This is a genomic window from Lactiplantibacillus sp. 7.2.4 (assembly GCF_018991185.1).
GTDB classification, from domain to species: Bacteria; Bacillota; Bacilli; order Lactobacillales; family Lactobacillaceae; genus Lactiplantibacillus; species Lactiplantibacillus pentosus.
The window spans coordinates 45,938-61,006 of the sequence record NZ_JAGYGS010000007.1 but is presented as its reverse complement, the minus strand read 5'-3'; the positions used below and the strand labels follow the sequence as shown (position 1 = coordinate 61,006).

The 15,069-nt window shown below is 46.8% G+C and carries 13 protein-coding genes; 4 read left to right on the top strand and 9 right to left on the bottom strand.

Translation table 11 applies throughout. The features are described 5' to 3' along the window. Window positions 1-297 precede the first annotated feature (297 nt). A complete protein-coding gene (locus KGF70_RS03955; protein ID WP_105919638.1) occupies window positions 298-768 on the bottom strand; it encodes a GtrA family protein in 471 nt (156 codons plus the stop codon). Window positions 769-1,012: 244 nt separating this feature from the next. Here KGF70_RS03955 and KGF70_RS03950 point away from each other — a divergent pair, with 244 nt between their 5' ends. Further along, window positions 1,013-1,654 carry a hypothetical protein gene (locus KGF70_RS03950; protein WP_216767641.1) on the top strand — a complete coding sequence of 214 codons (642 nt, stop codon included), beginning with the start codon at window positions 1,013-1,015 and terminating at the stop codon, window positions 1,652-1,654. 139 nt (window positions 1,655-1,793) lie between these two features. Here the strand turns inward: KGF70_RS03950 and KGF70_RS03945 are convergent, their stop codons facing one another. After that, window positions 1,794-2,456 carry a helix-turn-helix domain-containing protein gene (locus tag KGF70_RS03945; protein WP_216767642.1) on the bottom strand — a complete coding sequence of 221 codons (663 nt, stop codon included), beginning with the start codon at window positions 2,454-2,456 and terminating at the stop codon, window positions 1,794-1,796. Between the two features lie 440 nt (window positions 2,457-2,896). Here KGF70_RS03945 and KGF70_RS03940 point away from each other — a divergent pair, with 440 nt between their 5' ends. The 3 genes from KGF70_RS03940 to KGF70_RS03930 all read left to right on the top strand — a co-directional run bounded on the left by KGF70_RS03940 (window position 2,897) and on the right by KGF70_RS03930 (window position 5,384). Continuing rightward, window positions 2,897-4,489, top strand: coding sequence for an Nramp family divalent metal transporter (locus KGF70_RS03940; RefSeq protein WP_216767643.1), 1,593 nt, complete (start codon window positions 2,897-2,899; stop codon window positions 4,487-4,489). Continuing rightward, window positions 4,489-4,920: a universal stress protein gene (locus tag KGF70_RS03935; protein ID WP_050340147.1), complete on the top strand. Its 432-nt coding sequence runs from the start codon at window positions 4,489-4,491 to the stop codon at window positions 4,918-4,920. The genes KGF70_RS03940 and KGF70_RS03935 overlap by 1 nt, the downstream gene beginning before the upstream one ends. A 191-nt stretch (window positions 4,921-5,111) precedes the next feature. Beyond that, on the top strand, window positions 5,112-5,384 hold the full coding sequence (locus tag KGF70_RS03930; RefSeq protein WP_050340146.1) for a hypothetical protein: 273 nt from the start codon (window positions 5,112-5,114) through the stop codon (window positions 5,382-5,384). A 178-nt stretch (window positions 5,385-5,562) separates the two neighbouring features. Here the strand turns inward: KGF70_RS03930 and KGF70_RS03925 are convergent, their stop codons facing one another. The 7 genes from KGF70_RS03925 to KGF70_RS03895 all read right to left on the bottom strand — a co-directional run bounded on the left by KGF70_RS03925 (window position 5,563) and on the right by KGF70_RS03895 (window position 14,813). Further along, window positions 5,563-6,249 (bottom strand): TVP38/TMEM64 family protein, encoded by a 687-nt coding sequence (locus KGF70_RS03925; RefSeq protein ID WP_105919641.1) that lies wholly within the window; start codon window positions 6,247-6,249, stop codon window positions 5,563-5,565. Between the two features lie 11 nt (window positions 6,250-6,260). Then, window positions 6,261-6,575: a helix-turn-helix transcriptional regulator gene (locus tag KGF70_RS03920; protein ID WP_088770753.1), complete on the bottom strand. Its 315-nt coding sequence runs from the start codon at window positions 6,573-6,575 to the stop codon at window positions 6,261-6,263. A 23-nt stretch (window positions 6,576-6,598) separates the two neighbouring features. Further along, the gene (locus KGF70_RS03915) at window positions 6,599-7,162 is read right to left on the bottom strand and encodes a cadmium resistance transporter (protein WP_216767644.1); all 564 of its coding nucleotides are present in this window, start codon (window positions 7,160-7,162) and stop codon (window positions 6,599-6,601) included. Window positions 7,163-7,543: 381 nt separating this feature from the next. Then, window positions 7,544-9,547: an ABC transporter ATP-binding protein/permease gene (locus KGF70_RS03910; protein ID WP_216767645.1), complete on the bottom strand. Its 2,004-nt coding sequence runs from the start codon at window positions 9,545-9,547 to the stop codon at window positions 7,544-7,546. Between the two features lie 422 nt (window positions 9,548-9,969). Then, window positions 9,970-13,251, bottom strand: a complete 3,282-nt coding sequence (locus KGF70_RS03905) for a LamG-like jellyroll fold domain-containing protein (RefSeq protein ID WP_216767646.1) — start codon at window positions 13,249-13,251, stop codon at window positions 9,970-9,972. 288 nt (window positions 13,252-13,539) lie between these two features. Next, window positions 13,540-13,905 (bottom strand): hypothetical protein, encoded by a 366-nt coding sequence (locus KGF70_RS03900; protein ID WP_101872897.1) that lies wholly within the window; start codon window positions 13,903-13,905, stop codon window positions 13,540-13,542. 62 nt (window positions 13,906-13,967) lie between these two features. Beyond that, window positions 13,968-14,813 (bottom strand): metallophosphoesterase family protein, encoded by an 846-nt coding sequence (locus tag KGF70_RS03895; RefSeq protein ID WP_216767647.1) that lies wholly within the window; start codon window positions 14,811-14,813, stop codon window positions 13,968-13,970. Window positions 14,814-15,069: the final 256 nt, after the last annotated feature.

The window sequence follows — 15,069 nt, the reverse complement described above, 5'->3', positions numbered from 1 at the left end:
CCACATGTCACCACCCTTAGACACAGGTTTTAGCGAATCATTAAGAATATTTAGGAATACCGCAATCTAGTTGTAATCTTAATCCGCTTTCCTCATTAGTTGGGCTAACCAAGGTATTCGTTCATCCCTTGATGGACCGGCGTTTTTGACATGTCGGTTAATTGGCTTGCTGTTCGTCAGCCATGCACGGCTTAGTCCGACTTCCGGGGCCGGCTGAAAATCCGACTAGCACTAATGATTCTTTTAGTGAGCGGTAATAAAAAAGGCCCGAAGTTGTGCTTCGTGACCTCCAGACTGCTATTTATTTCGGAAAACATATAATTTCGAGAATAAGAAATTCCCGATAATTGCCCCAGCTTGGCCAAGAATCTTGGCAAGGACTGCCGAGCTGCCAATGACAGACATTAGCAACCATAAGATTGCGGCTTCAATCAAGTAAGTCACGATCCGCGTGGCATAAAACTTGCCCATTTCACGAAAGACGTACTTGGAATGGTGATCAAACACCTTCAGCCGGTCGACCCAAAAGGCGACTTGCACGGCGATTACCCAGGAAATCACGTTAGCGACCTGATATTCCAAACCAATTAAATGGTAGGTTGTATAGAAGGTGGCAAAATTGACCGCCACACTAATTAAGCCCCATAAAATATAGCGAATCGCTTGATTACGGGTCTCTTTCACTGGCGATAGAATTTGCTTATCCAATTCTGCCGTTGGTTCTAGGATATCCGTCACCGTTTCTTCATTCTGATTCGATTTACTCATGATTATCACACCTGGCTTTCTTCACTTAAACCCCATTATCATGAAATAATTTGTTTTAAGTTGCATCATTATCATTCAATGAGTAAAATTCAACACATCTTAATCTTATCACAGCAGTTAACTATTGGCGATGACAACTATCCAATTTCTATCAAGATAATTATCCCGCAATGTCGGGCAATCTGCCAGGAAGAACACATGCTACTCTCATCGTTAGCTGAAACTAAATGTAAGGAGCTTAACAATGCTTGCGCTACTGATTATTTTTATCATTTATCATTTCATTCACGAACAGTTCGAATTCAGTCGGATCACGCGGTTGAACTACTGGATTATTCCAGTCATCATGCTGTATCAATTTATCCGGACTTTCACGTGGTCAATCACCAACGGCATCGTGCTGGTTGGCATTCTGGTGTTTGCAACGGTCGTCGGTTATTTTCAAGCCAGTCACACGCAATTGAAAATTGAGCCGACTATCCAGCATCATTCTGCTGACGCCCAATCTACAACCGTTGTGAAAACGTCCTCACACCAAAAAGCAGCCACCGGTCAGCCAACCACGAATCGGGCCACAACGGTCAGTTCACAAGGTGGTCGGCCCTACCTGCTCGGCTGGTTATTGACGTTAGGCGCGCAGTTGGTGATCGAATGGGCCTATCTCCACGAGGAACTCTCCTGGGCAACCATCAATAATGAATTCTTGAAAGAAGTCTTCGCAGACCTCAGCTCAATTTATCGTTTTTCTGAAAGCGGCCGCCACACGAGTTGGACCCTTTGGGCATTGACCGGCGCAACCAGTTTGGCGTACACACTCTGGCTTGCGCACCGGTCAGCCGCCGTCCGTCAAGCGGTCTTCAGAACTCGTACGCATCACCGTAACTAAACGATCAAGCAATGTGCACCTAAATGTCATCTATCAGTGACTTATCAATCTCGACACCACACCCACTGTCGTTTTGAATAGCAGTCCAAGTTAAAAACAGCCTAACATCCCCTACCCGGATGTCAGGCTGTTTTATATATCACGCACGCTTTAGACGCTGAAACGGAATTTCAATCGCCATTAAGGCCGCCATCGTCCATACAAATTGGTGCCATACTACGCCAAACAAAAAGCCACTAGCCTCTCCAGCCAAGGCTGCTGATGGCGTGTGTGCGACAGTGCTGGCCGATGGTAGTGCCGTGGCGATATCTGGCCACTCCAGTGCTAAATTCAATGCGAATAACATCATAATTAAGCCAAACAAGGTCCACCCTTCGCGCTTGGTCGTCGCCCACTCACCAAAGTGCGGATAATTCAGTAATAGCGTAAAGGTCATGACGATTAGCGCAACTGAGATTAACTCGCTAAATGAACTATCGATTTGTAAAAAATGTAAACAGTAACTCACAACCAACAAACCCAGATTAATTCCATACCCCACTGACAACAGTTTTTGTTGCCACCGACTCGTAGTCGTTTGTACTTCATAATGTTTTAACATACTCAAATCTTCCTTCAATAAATAATCGAGTGACAAATCGTAGACCGTACTAATCTGAACTAACATGCCAATATCCGGATATGAACGGTCATTTTCCCAGCTGGAAATCGTCTGTCGTGCCACGTGTAATTCTTCAGCAACCGCTGCTTGCGTTAAGTGCTTCTGTTGCCGAACAAACTTAAAATTCTCGCCAAAACTCATCCCCGTACCTCCCATGTTGATATCGTACCAGTCACCCGTCAAAAGACAAGCTAAGCTTCTTAGCATCCTGATAAAGCCGGGCTTTATGACCAGTCACGTTTAAATTAATATCGGCCGTAACTGCCCGACTTGAAGAGGTGAATCGCCACTTAACAAACGGACCATAGCGTTTCCATAGCGGATTTTTCAATCTCGTCTTCCGCTAAAATTTTTCTATGGCCGAATATGGCACTAAATCGGGGCCAAATTGTGAACCGTTTTCATCGCCAATCAGTCGGCCTTTGATGACGTTAAAATAATAGTTAACTGTTGTTGCCATTCGAATTAAAACGGTTTGATATTTTTGTAGGTGCACCTAAAAAAGTATTTCCATTTACTTTTATTTATTGTACAATGACAACGGCTCAAAGATTTATACAAATAGAAAGGTGGTCTTTTAATTGAGCGAAAAGACGAACACCCCAAACCGGAAGCATAAACTGATTGAATATGCGAACGGCCCCTCACTAGAGGAAATCAACGGGACAATCGAGGTTCCTAAGAATCTGAGTTTCTGGAAAACCTTGTTTGCCTACTCTGGTCCTGGTGCCTTAGTCGCAGTTGGTTATATGGATCCCGGTAATTGGTCCACTTCAATCACTGGTGGTCAAAACTACCAATACATGTTGATGTCTGTCATCTTGATTTCAAGTTTGATTGCGATGTTGCTTCAATACATGGCAGCTAAACTTGGTATCGTGAGTCAGATGGACCTGGCCCAAGCCATTCGTGCCCGGACGAGTCGGTCACTCGGAATCGTTTTGTGGATCTTAACTGAATTAGCGATTATGGCAACTGATATTGCGGAAGTTATCGGTGCCGCCATCGCCCTGTATTTATTATTCAATATTCCATTAGTTATCGCGGTATTTATTACCGTCTTAGACGTTTTAGTTTTGCTATTATTGACCAAAATCGGTTTCCGAAAGATCGAAGCCATCGTTGTTTGCTTGATTCTCGTCATTTTATTCGTTTTCGTCTATCAAGTCGCTTTATCCAACCCAGACTGGGGCGGTGTCATCAAGGGCTTAGTTCCAACTGCTGACACCTTCTCGACTGGCCGGACGGTTAACGGGATGACGCCACTATCTGGTGCTCTTGGGATTATCGGGGCGACCGTTATGCCGCATAACCTGTACTTGCACTCTGCCATTTCACAAACGCGGAAGATTGATCACAATGATGAAGAAGATGTTGCTCGGACGGTTAAGTTTGCCGCTTGGGATTCCAACATTCAATTATCCTTCGCTTTCATCGTTAACTCACTCCTACTAATCATGGGGGTTGCCGTTTTCAAGAGTGGTGCCGTTAAGGATCCTTCATTCTTCGGGCTTTACGAAGCGCTATCGAACACTTCAATGCTCAGCAATGGGATTTTGATTAGTGTCGCTAAATCCGGTGCTTTATCAGCCTTGTTCGCAATCGCGTTACTTGCTTCTGGTCAAAACTCCACGATTACTGGGACGTTGACTGGGCAAGTGATTATGGAAGGTTTCGTTCACATGCGGATGCCACTCTGGTTACGGCGGTTAGTTACTCGGTTGATTTCTGTGATTCCAGTGCTGATTTGCGTGCTGTTGACTAGCGGCAAGAGTGCAATTGATGAACATACCACGCTGAATAATCTGATGAATAATTCGCAAGTGTTCCTGGCCTTTGCCTTACCATTCTCCATGCTGCCATTACTCATGATGACCGACAGTGCGGCTGAAATGGGCAAACGTTTCAAGAACTCGCTCTGGATCAAAGGATTTGGCTGGTTATCAGTTATCGGTTTAACCTTCTTGAACCTATTAGGGTTACCGGATTCAATTCTGGGCTTCTTCGGTGACAATCCATCTGCCGGCGAACAAACCTTCTCTAAGATTTTAGCTTACGTCTTAATCGTTGCCATCTTAGCGCTACTTGCATGGACGATCTTCGACTTACAACGCGGCAACAAGCGTTACGTCGCACAACAACTCGCCGCAGCGGCTAAGGAGGCTGACAAATAATGGCAACCAAATTCAAACGAATCTTAGTCGGTGTCGATGATTCGGCTGACGCCCTACTCGCCTTCGACTATGCGATTCATCAGGCTAAACAAGATGATGCTGAACTAGTCATCATTTCGATTCTGGAAAACGACGAAATGAACGTCTACCAAGCCTTAAGCAAAGATTACGTGCACGGCGAACGCAAGGAATTAGAGCAACACATCTTAAAATACCAGCAACAAGCTCAAGAAGCTGGTGTGACCAAGGTTCGCTCAATGATTGCGGAAGGTGAACCTGGTGAGACGATCGTTAAGGAAGTCATTCCACACGTTCAACCTGATTTACTCATCATTGGTTCATTAGCGAAGAAGGGTATTGCCAAGCACTTTGGGAGCCAAGCCGCTTACATGGCCAAATACGCCCCCGTTTCGGTACTGGTCATTCGTTAATCCAACCAGTGTTGCTAATTCAGAACATTGAATCAGTTCTTTAAAAATACAGCATTATTTGCTGACAAAAGCGGCGACTCACATCTGTGTGGGTCGCTTTTATTTTACAGATTTAATTTTTAGGATGACATAACTTTATTTGACTATTCACCTTAACCTACTATAATAGATGGTGAAGGGGGTATTTGATCATGACACCTAACGAGACCTACGAAGATTTAGAACAATTGCATCTATTACCAGCAGCCCAATTTACTTGGCGGCCCTTCACTTCTACCACCATCTTTGTTGACAGTCCGCACGACCGGCGCGTTTATCGGCTGAACTTAGCGGACGCGACCGTCGACATTTTTCAAGCAGACCCTAGTTCAGAACTCTCTGAACACTTCGAGCCCCTTAAAACGATTCAACTAACACCACAACAAATGAGTCAACTCAAGCCATCACAACCAGTTGCCTCATAATAATTGTCATTAGCACGCAAATAAGCGTTTCAGGAATGAACCTACCATTCTTGAAACGCTTATTTGAATCGATTCGATTGTGGTGTTGCTTGTCCGTTGCAGCTGGCAAAACGGCCCATCACCTGCAGTTGGTGGTGCCGCTGGCCATTAGCGATTGCTGCCGGATGTCAGCACTTAACTACACTTCTTCATCCGATACTGGCGCGCGCCGGCGGTCATGGTGAATCAGCCATAGTAAGCCCACTAATAAAATGACAATGCCAATCACGAGCGCGGCGTTTTTAAAATGAGCCTTGATTAATTCATCGCCACCCCAGGCATAAATAATGGCGGTCGGCATACTCCCTACTAGCGTCGCCCACGCCAATTGTCGTCGTGTCACCGCTGTTTCGACAGCAGCCAAGCTCACCAATGAAGTCGGAATAAACGGCACGGTGTAGCCAATAATGACGCCGAGTAGCGGATGCCGCATGTTACCGATCGCGGTCACGAGTTTTGACGATTTTTGCGTCCGATGAGCAGTCACCCGGCCGAAGAATCGCTGTGCAATCAAATTTCCCAGCGTAATCCCAATAATATTCAGGACAGCACCGAGTCCTTTGCCAAAACAAATTCCGGCGACGACACTGATCGTCGCAACGGGTGCGCCCGGAATAATTGAAAAACAAATCAATAAGGGTACCACTAACCCAATGTCTACGGCGCGATGTCGCCGCACTTGTGCGACTAGCGCATCTTGGTTGAAGACCCGGTGTTGAACGAGCTCCCAGGTACCATGATAGCGATAGACTAATAGCCCAATCAGTAGCAGTGCCAGTAGCGCAGCGCCGACGATCAGTTGCCGTTTCGTTAATTTAACTTTCACATTATCCTCCGCTAATCGTGATGGGGCTCATGCTTGATTTCATGCGCCACGTGCCCAATCATGGCATCCACCATTTCTAAAATATGGGGGTCATCTAAGCAATAGTAAACGTGCTTGCCGCGCTTAGTCTTAGACACCAATTGATACTGAAATAAAATCGCTAATTGGTGAGAAACTTGTGGTTGCGGCAGTTGCACGTGACTCACGATGGCCGTCACATCCGCTTCGTGCCGTTCTAAAAAGCGCAATATTTTGATCCGATTCACATTGCCGAGTACCTTATAGATTTTAGCGGCTTCGGCTAATAGTTGATCGCTAACTTCCATCCATGGGCCTCCGTTCCCAGTTATCACCACAGTGCTAACAAGTGACTGATTAGGCCACTATCCCAGAAAACGTAGCAGCCAATCAACACATAACAAATCTTCATTAACCGTTCACCGTGTGCCGTGATCACTCGTTGAACGACTGGCAATGTCGCCAATTGTTTAATAATAATCACTACTAGCACCGTTAACACGCCAATAAATACCAACGTCATCAAGAAATGCGCCATGCTCTCGCCAACGAGGACCGGCAAGAAAATCGATAAATTACAGCCCGCACATACCGCCAAATACGTCACCAGCACGTTCAACACTGGTGATCGACCAGAACGGTCCGCTTGCGCGTCATCATCGTCATGAAACGCCAGCCAGATTGGCAAAATTCCTAACACACCGAGTAACCATTCCGGCAAGAACAACGTTAACGTCCGACCGATAAAGAAACTCGCTGTCAGTAAAATCATATTTCCCAGGAAATAACCCCAAATAACCTGTGATAACCGGTACTTTTTGAGTAAGAACACCAACATAAAGAAGAAGTCCAAATTAACGCTCAAAAAGGTTATCGCTAAAATCCCATAGTGCATCCCATCACCCACTCTTTTATCGTTGCCTTTATTATATGTCAAATTCGACATATGTAAAGTAAAAGCTGCATCCAATTGAAAAGTGAATCGTTACTAGTCAGTCCACAATCAGATAGCCGCACCACGCAAAAAACGCCCACCAGCGCGGATAAGCATGTGCTTAACCCGCAATGGCGGACGTCTTCTGGTTGACTGCTGAATAGCAGATCAATATTGATTTCGATAGTTACTTTTAAATCATGAACTAATTAAGTGACGTACTGGCGGTTTTTCTTGAACTGATTTGACAGCTCATACCAGCAATCACACGATTCTGACACGTTAGCATCGCTTCATATCGCCACCAAGCTTGTCACGTTCTTGCCCAGTCAGCGTTAAGCACTAATCTGCAGCTAACGCATCAATTGGATTCAAGCGAGCAGCGCGCCATGCTGGTAGAATTGCCGCTAATAGCGCGATTACTAGGGCGATGATAAAGGTCGAAACAACATTGCTGAGATGAATTTCTATCATATTGTAACTGGCGATTTGGTAGAGGACTTTATTCAGCGCAGCCCCGACACCATAGGCAATTCCCGTGGCGAGCAGCGCACTGATGACCCCAATAATGAGCGATTCACTCGTGAATAAGCGGCGAATATCGCCCCGACTTTCGCCGAGTGCACGTAAAATTCCAATTTCCTTTTTACGGGCACTAACGGACATGAACATCGTCACGATAATCATCAACGCTGAAACAAGTAATGAGATACCCGCAATCGCGGCCAAAATGGTCGTCGCTAAGTTGACATACGTGTTGACGGTGTCTAGCATGCTGGCAATACTCGTGGCCCGATAAGTTCGCTTACCGCCAGTTTTGAGCTTGTTGATTTGCTTCGTGACCGCGTCATTGTGATTTCGAGAATCGACTTTAACCGCGACAGAAGTCGGTTTCGTGCTCAAATCTTTCGACGAACGCATCGCCTTCATGGTAGCGTACGAAACCGCATTGACCGCACCACCAGTCGTGCTTTCAGTGATCCCCGCAACGGTTAACTGTTGCTTGACGGTTACTGACTTACCACTGGCATTGGTCGTCTGGAAGGAGACGGTCACTTTCTTACCAACTAAGTCCTTCCAATTCTTAGACGACCACTTCTTGGCAACCGTGTCTTTATCAACGACAATTTCATTCTTACCAGCCGTATGACCCGCTTTAATAATGGATTTCCGGTTGGAAGCCGTCCAAGTTGTCAGCGTGGATGCCGTATAGTCTTTTGATCCAATTGACAGTGTCGCGTTGCTTGCACTAATAATCGGTTGAACCGTCTGAACGTGTTTAACCTTCTTCAGCTGTGCCAATTGTGTGCTACTAAAGGTCGGTTGACTAGTGGTCGTCGAACTGACCCCCATTGCGGCGGCCTGCTGATTATTAGCTTGGGCGCCGCCACCACGTTGGTTTTGGCTCGTCTTCTGATACCGACTGACCGTCACGACCCGCGGATTGACCATATCATTGATTTCTTGGTTGATATAGCCTTTGAGCCCGTTGCCTAGGCCGTTGAATAGCATCACCGCAAATAGCCCAATGGCCGTCCCAATAATAATGATTAGGTTCCAAGTCCAGGTGTAGCGTAAGTGCTTAAACGCCGTACTCATCGGTACGTACCATGGCAACTTGCGCGCAGGAATTTGTTGCCGATTTTCGTCAACTGGATAGGCGGCTTTGATCCGGTCATCCGATGTAATCTGGCCATCCGCTAATCGAACGATGCGCGTCCCGGCGTTGGCAACATCCTCAGAGTGGGTCACGCAAATCACTAACCGGCCCTCTTCTGCAATTTGGTCCAACAATTTCAGCACATCCGCCGTATTTTCAGAATCCAGCGCCCCAGTCGGTTCATCCGCAATAATGATTTGCGGGTCACTAGCGAGTGCCCGGGCAATTGCGACCCGTTGTTTCTGCCCACCAGACAACTGGTTCGGATACTTCTTGATTTGATCAGTCAATCCGACCTTCGCCAACAATTCCTTGGCCCGTTGTTCACGTGCAGCACGATTGAGCTTGGTCATATCCAATGAAATCAAAACGTTATCTAAAACCGACAAGTGATTGATCAAATTATAGGACTGATAAATATAGCCGATGGTTTCTCGGCGATACTGGTCCATTTGTTTTTCTTGGTGATGATCCAACGCGGTCCCTTGAAGCAAGACTTGGCCTTCAAATTGCCGGTCCAGCCCACCGATGATGTTCATCAGCGTTGACTTCCCGCCACCAGATTCACCTAAAATTGCCACGAACTCGCCACGTTCGAAAGTTAAATTAATCCCATTCAAAACTGGGAAGGCTTGTTTACCTAAATAATAGGCTTTGTGAATATCCTTTAATTCTAAGTAACTCACGCTAATTCACCCTACCTTACTTCACTGTCATGTGCACCAACAGTCTTGTGATGTAACAAGACTTAAACTGTGACTATTGGTCATTAAGTTTACCAGAGATTACGCTTTGGCAACACCCTAACGCGTCAATTTAATTGGAACTTAGCATAGCACGTTAGTTAGTTTATTGCAACGAAATCTAACTAAAATACTAACAATCTTTATAATTCGAGACGTGTAAGCACCATCAACTAGTTATGCGAGTGTGATTCCCCCTAGTCAGTCACATGCCCCGTTCCGATAGCTAGCAATCAGACGTTTAGTCCGCCTACTACTTAACTAGCTTGTGTACAAAAGGGCAGTTCTGAAGCGAACTCTCGTTTTTCAGAACTGCCCTCGTCGACATGGTGCTATTTAAATCACTGTGGCATTGTTAATCTACGCTAGGCGTGACGCTTCCGCCACCATACGGCTAAGCCACCAGTAATCATCAATAAGAGACTCCCTGCGACCGCCAACCAACGTTGAATCGCTTCACCGGTTTGTGGTAACCAGCTACCATGATGGGGCTTCGTGGTCGAATGTGCGCCATTAGTCGCAGTATTCGTTTCAGGTAAGGTCGTCCCATTGGTGCTGGCCGTTGACGTGCCATCTCCACCTTTGCCAGGTTTAGCCGGCGTATTGGCGTTACCATCGGGTTTAGCGGCATTTGACTTGTTGTCATCTGGCTTAACATTGCCGCTACCACCTGGTTTTGTGGTACTTGGCCCATTTTCATCTGGTTTAACTACAGTATTACCGTTACCATTTGGTTTAGTGGTGCTTGAACCATTTTCGTCCGGTTTAACTGCAACATTATCGTTGCCATCTGGTTTCTCGGTACTTGAACCATTTTCATCTGGTTTAACTACAGTATTACCGTTGCCATCTGGTTTCTCAGTACTTGAACTATTTTCATCCGGTTTAACTGCAACATTACCGTTGCCATCCGGTTTAGTGGTGCTTGAACCATTTTCGTCCGGTTTAACTACAGTATTGCCGTTACCATCTGGTTTGTCTGTACTTGACTCATTGCCATCCGGTTTAACCACGGTATTGCCGTTACCATCTGGTTTGGTCGTACTTGACCCGTTTTCATCCGGTTTAGCTGGCGTCGTTAACGGATTATCGTTGTCAAGGTCGACTAAGACTTCCGTGCCATCGGCGGTTGCCGCCATCGCTTGGCTTAACATGATCGTCTTGGCTGCTTTGGCCTTGCTTGGCACTAACTTGATCGTTACCAGATTCGTCACGGGTTGACTCGCACTGACGGTCAAACGTAATTGTCCGTTAGCCACCGTTCGGCGTAAAATTTTGACACCCGTTGGGACCTGAACGTCCGCAACGTCACGGCCAGCGAGGTCGAATTGCAAATCAAACGCGGTGAGTTGCCGCTTCTGAGCATTCGTCACTTGCACTTGTGCTTCGTGGTCATTGCGACTTAACTTCAGCGTTTCAACCGCGCGGTGTTTCTTAGTCAGCTCCGTTTGCTTGAGGAAGGCTGACGTGTCAAAGACCTGACTGTCGAACATTTGTGGGGCTTGTGGTACTTGCAAGGCGTTTAAAATCAGCGCACTCACATCCGCGTTGCTACCGCCGTGTAGTCGGCGACCGCTATCCACCGTTTCGCCACCAAGGGCCATGAAGATGCTGCGGTTATATTCATCCCAGCCGCCATGGTTGGTCCCGGCGCCACCGTGGTCCGCGTTAGCAATCACTAACGTATCATGGATGTGCCCGGTTGCTTCTAGCTTGTCCATGACGCGCTTGAATAAGCCGTCATATTGCGCGTACTTATCCCAATAATTATCGTTATACCAGCCACGACTATGGCCCTGACCATCCATGTAATCACTTTGCATGTACACTAGACCGGTGTTCTTAAACTCAGATGAGCCGATGTAGTTGGCGACATCGTCAAAGGATTTCAACGAAGCGGACTGCTTGGTCATCACAGCTGCATCTGGTTCAACAATACTGTTCACGATTGGGCCCCACTCTGAAAAGGCCGCGGCGCCACGAGTTGGGTTCTCAGCTTGAAGCATCTTGAAGACGGACGGGAACAACGCTTGTGGTTTATCAAAATCGGCAAAGTATTCTTGTCCCATTGACCCGTTAGTGCCTTGGTATTCCTTAGGTAACGTGTTCCATGGCCGTCCATGCAGCATAGAAATGTAGTTTTGAGCTGAAATTGCTGGCGAAACTGCCCGCGCAGACGTGCTCATCGCAAACTGTTTATTGAATAAATCCATCGTGTACGTGTTGCGACGCTTCTTCATAATGACCGGGTCAGTCGTCCATGCGGGTGTTTTAGTCCCTTGCGCATAGTACATCCCCTTTGGATCCCAGGGGTTACCACCACCGTCCGTCGTCAAAACGACCACGTGTTTATACGGCTTGATTTCAGCCTGATTAGCGGCAGCGACTTGGTCAGTTGCGGAAGCTAAGGCCACGTCACCGACCCCAATAATACCGTCATCATTGTAATCAAGGGCGTATTTTCCTTGAATTTCAACGGATTGAGCGGGTCCTAATTGAACCGTCGTGTTTTTGGTGTTTTGTTCCAATTGAATTTGCGTCTCACCCGCCGTTTTGGCTTTTAGATTAAGATGTGCCAGTCGAGTCTGGGCGTATTTCTTGAAATCAGCCGTCGACAAATTAGCGGTCGTCGTCACGCGGACCCGTCCCGGCTGAACGAGTTGTACCTGCGTCTGATTGCCTTGCAATAGTCGTTCAGCACCGACATAATCGAACTTGTTGGCATCATAAACCACATCGATGGTCAACGGTTGCGCTGGCGTTGCCTTTAGTTGCCGGGCGTGTACATTCAGCCCATAAGTATGGCCTGCTGCAATGCGCTTCGCTCCTACCAAACGCGTCGCTACAGACTGTTCAACGGGCGCTACTGCATGCTTGCCCTGTTGCGCTTGATCGTTCAATTGGCTGACTTGTTCAGGAGTGAGTACTTGGTCATACAATCGGGCCTGCTTGATTTGCCCCGTCATCATCGACTGCACGTGTGAGCCAGGTGCGGCATCGCCACCTAGGACGAAATCCTTGGTATTTTGTGCCAGCTTCAAATCACCCGGCATGGCCACTTGTTGCACCAATTTGCCATCAAGATACAGACTCGCCGTCTTATTTTTATCAATCACACCGACCGCATGCACCCACTGGCCCTTATGCAGCAGCCCTTTAGGCGTTTTGTAGCCGGCACCATCATGGGCATAGAAAACCACTTGATTATTTTCAACGCCGAGGCCGAGGCCACCACCTTGTTGGCTCGAGAAAATCTCATGTTCGTGACCGGCATCAGCGGCTGGGTCATATTTGAAGTAGGCTTCAACCGCCATACCACTCTGGATCTGACGGAATTGGTCATCCGTGAAAGTGGTGTAAAACGCGGATTTGCCATCAAAATTCAAGACTTGATCATCAAATTCTGGCGTCTTGGTCACTGACGGTTGGCCCACCAATTGCCATTGCGTCTTACCAGCATGGTCTACCAGTTGCCGATTTTGCACTCCTAAATCGACGATCGGGGTTGGCACCGTAACGTTCGCAGCCGGAACAGCGACTTGCTCACTTGGCGTATCCACGGGGGTCACAGCGGCAATCGCTGGACTCACCGTGGTCGTTAAAATTGCAGTACATACGAATAAGGTCGTTAAAACACGCGGCTTCATTACTAAATTATCACTCCACATTTTTTATAGTAAAACTAACTGCAATATTAAGCATAGTTAACTAATGTAAAGTGTTTAGACAGAGGTTTGTAAAGAAACGATATTATTTGTGTGTAGACGCAACTAAAATCCGAAACTTCAGTGGACCGTCATGCAAAATAGCTCGTGATACCTTTCGATACAACTAAAAAATCGTTTCAAAAATGCTGTCTGGATTCTTGAAACGATTTTTTCAGTTTTATCAGTTGGCAGGTTTGCCCGACAATTGAGCCATGCCTAATCAGGTTATTATTGAGCGACTTCCTGGTAACCATTAGCGATCAATTGGTTGCGGAACCAAGTTTCAAACATAAACCCATACCAAATGTCGCCTAGTAGATTAATTGATAATGCGATCTGTTCAGTGAAGAATAACTGAACAACCATGTTTAGTAAGACCATTCCTAAGAACGGCACGGCCGTTTTCAGCGCGATAAATGGCGTCCGACAACGAACACTGAACAGCGCATAGAACCAAGTGAACAATAGTGCCCACACGTTAAACCGGGCGTACACTTTTTTGGTACTCGTCTCACCATTGATCGTTTTTGTGAACGTCATATCGTGTTTGACGCGGCGATTAAATCCAAACCACTCGGATGGTGCAAAATTCATGAAATTCCTCCTCGTTTTGTCACAACTGTCCCTTCTATTATAGAAGTTAACGAAGACGCTCGCTACTGATTGTCACGCTGGGGGCCAAAAAACTTTTGGACGACTGCCTGATACCCGTACTCGTCGTTCAGTTGTTTCAGCAATTTTTCATCATGCGTGCTCGTATAGCCAGTATGCCGCAGATGTTCATACAATTTCATATAAGGTAAGTCTTGTTTTCGCGCAAGCGCCAACTCCTGTTCAATGTCATAAGTCACTTTGCGAAATTCCGCACTGATTTGTCCCGCATCCGTGACCGTCAACAGTGCATAGTTCGCCCGCTGATCCGCCATGAACTTCGCGTACGGACTGTACGGTTGTCCAGTGGCGCCCGGATTGATGATCAATTGCCCCCGCTGACTCACGCGCATGACTTGTTGATGCGTATGCCCATAAACGGCAACGTCTGCATCCCCCGCTAAATGATCAAAACTAGTCTGTTCACCAGCTGGATAGAGGTCGTGGCCCGTCGAACGTTCTGGCTGATTATGCGCTAATTGGAACGTCAAACCGTTTAGCGTTAACTGAGTCGCAATCGGTCGCTGAATCAATTCTTCATACTGCGCCGACTGTAAATGGGTGACCAGGTATTCCGTCAGCCGCGCAAAATAAATCGTTGACGGTTCTTCTAAACGGCCGGTGCCCGTCATGATCGCGTTAATCCCCTGTTCCCAGTTGCCCTGTAGCCAGACGGATGGTGCAACGTCCGCTAACGTTTGATAAAGCTGTTGGGCTCCCGGGCCAGGCAAAAATAAGTCACCCAAAAACCAATAATCTGTGGCTCCCTGCTGCCGGGCATCCGCTAGCACCGCCTGTAACGCCGTCAAATTTCCGTGAATATCTGCCAAAACTGCAATTCGATGTAACACTACTCGTCACTCCCTCACCAATCGTTACTTCTAGTATACGCCGAGTGCAGACTAAAGTCGTTGCTGTAAAGCGACCTTATTAATCTAGCGGGATAAGTGCTAATGTTCGCATTAGTAAGCGCTTACTTGTATGCTAAAAGTAACAATTATAACGAGTGCACGTTTGCGTTGCAATGATGAACAGACGACAGGTCAACCAGTCATAGCTGGCGTCTAGTCAGTCACCGATGCCACGAACGATTGACAGCCATCTGCA

Excerpts from the sequence above, each read along its gene's own strand:
- KGF70_RS03955 (WP_105919638.1), bottom strand. The coding sequence starts at position 768 with ATGAGTAAATCGAATCAGAATGAAGAAACGGTGACGGATATCCTAGAA.
- KGF70_RS03950 (WP_216767641.1), top strand. The coding sequence starts at position 1,013 with ATGCTTGCGCTACTGATTATTTTTATCATTTATCATTTCATTCACGAA.
- KGF70_RS03945 (WP_216767642.1), bottom strand. The coding sequence starts at position 2,456 with ATGAGTTTTGGCGAGAATTTTAAGTTTGTTCGGCAACAGAAGCACTTA.
- KGF70_RS03935 (WP_050340147.1), top strand. The coding sequence starts at position 4,489 with ATGGCAACCAAATTCAAACGAATCTTAGTCGGTGTCGATGATTCGGCT.
- KGF70_RS03930 (WP_050340146.1), top strand. The coding sequence starts at position 5,112 with ATGACACCTAACGAGACCTACGAAGATTTAGAACAATTGCATCTATTA.
- KGF70_RS03920 (WP_088770753.1), bottom strand. The coding sequence starts at position 6,575 with ATGGAAGTTAGCGATCAACTATTAGCCGAAGCCGCTAAAATCTATAAG.
- KGF70_RS03915 (WP_216767644.1), bottom strand. The coding sequence starts at position 7,162 with ATGCACTATGGGATTTTAGCGATAACCTTTTTGAGCGTTAATTTGGAC.
- KGF70_RS03905 (WP_216767646.1), bottom strand. The coding sequence starts at position 13,251 with ATGAAGCCGCGTGTTTTAACGACCTTATTCGTATGTACTGCAATTTTA.
- KGF70_RS03900 (WP_101872897.1), bottom strand. The coding sequence starts at position 13,905 with ATGAATTTTGCACCATCCGAGTGGTTTGGATTTAATCGCCGCGTCAAA.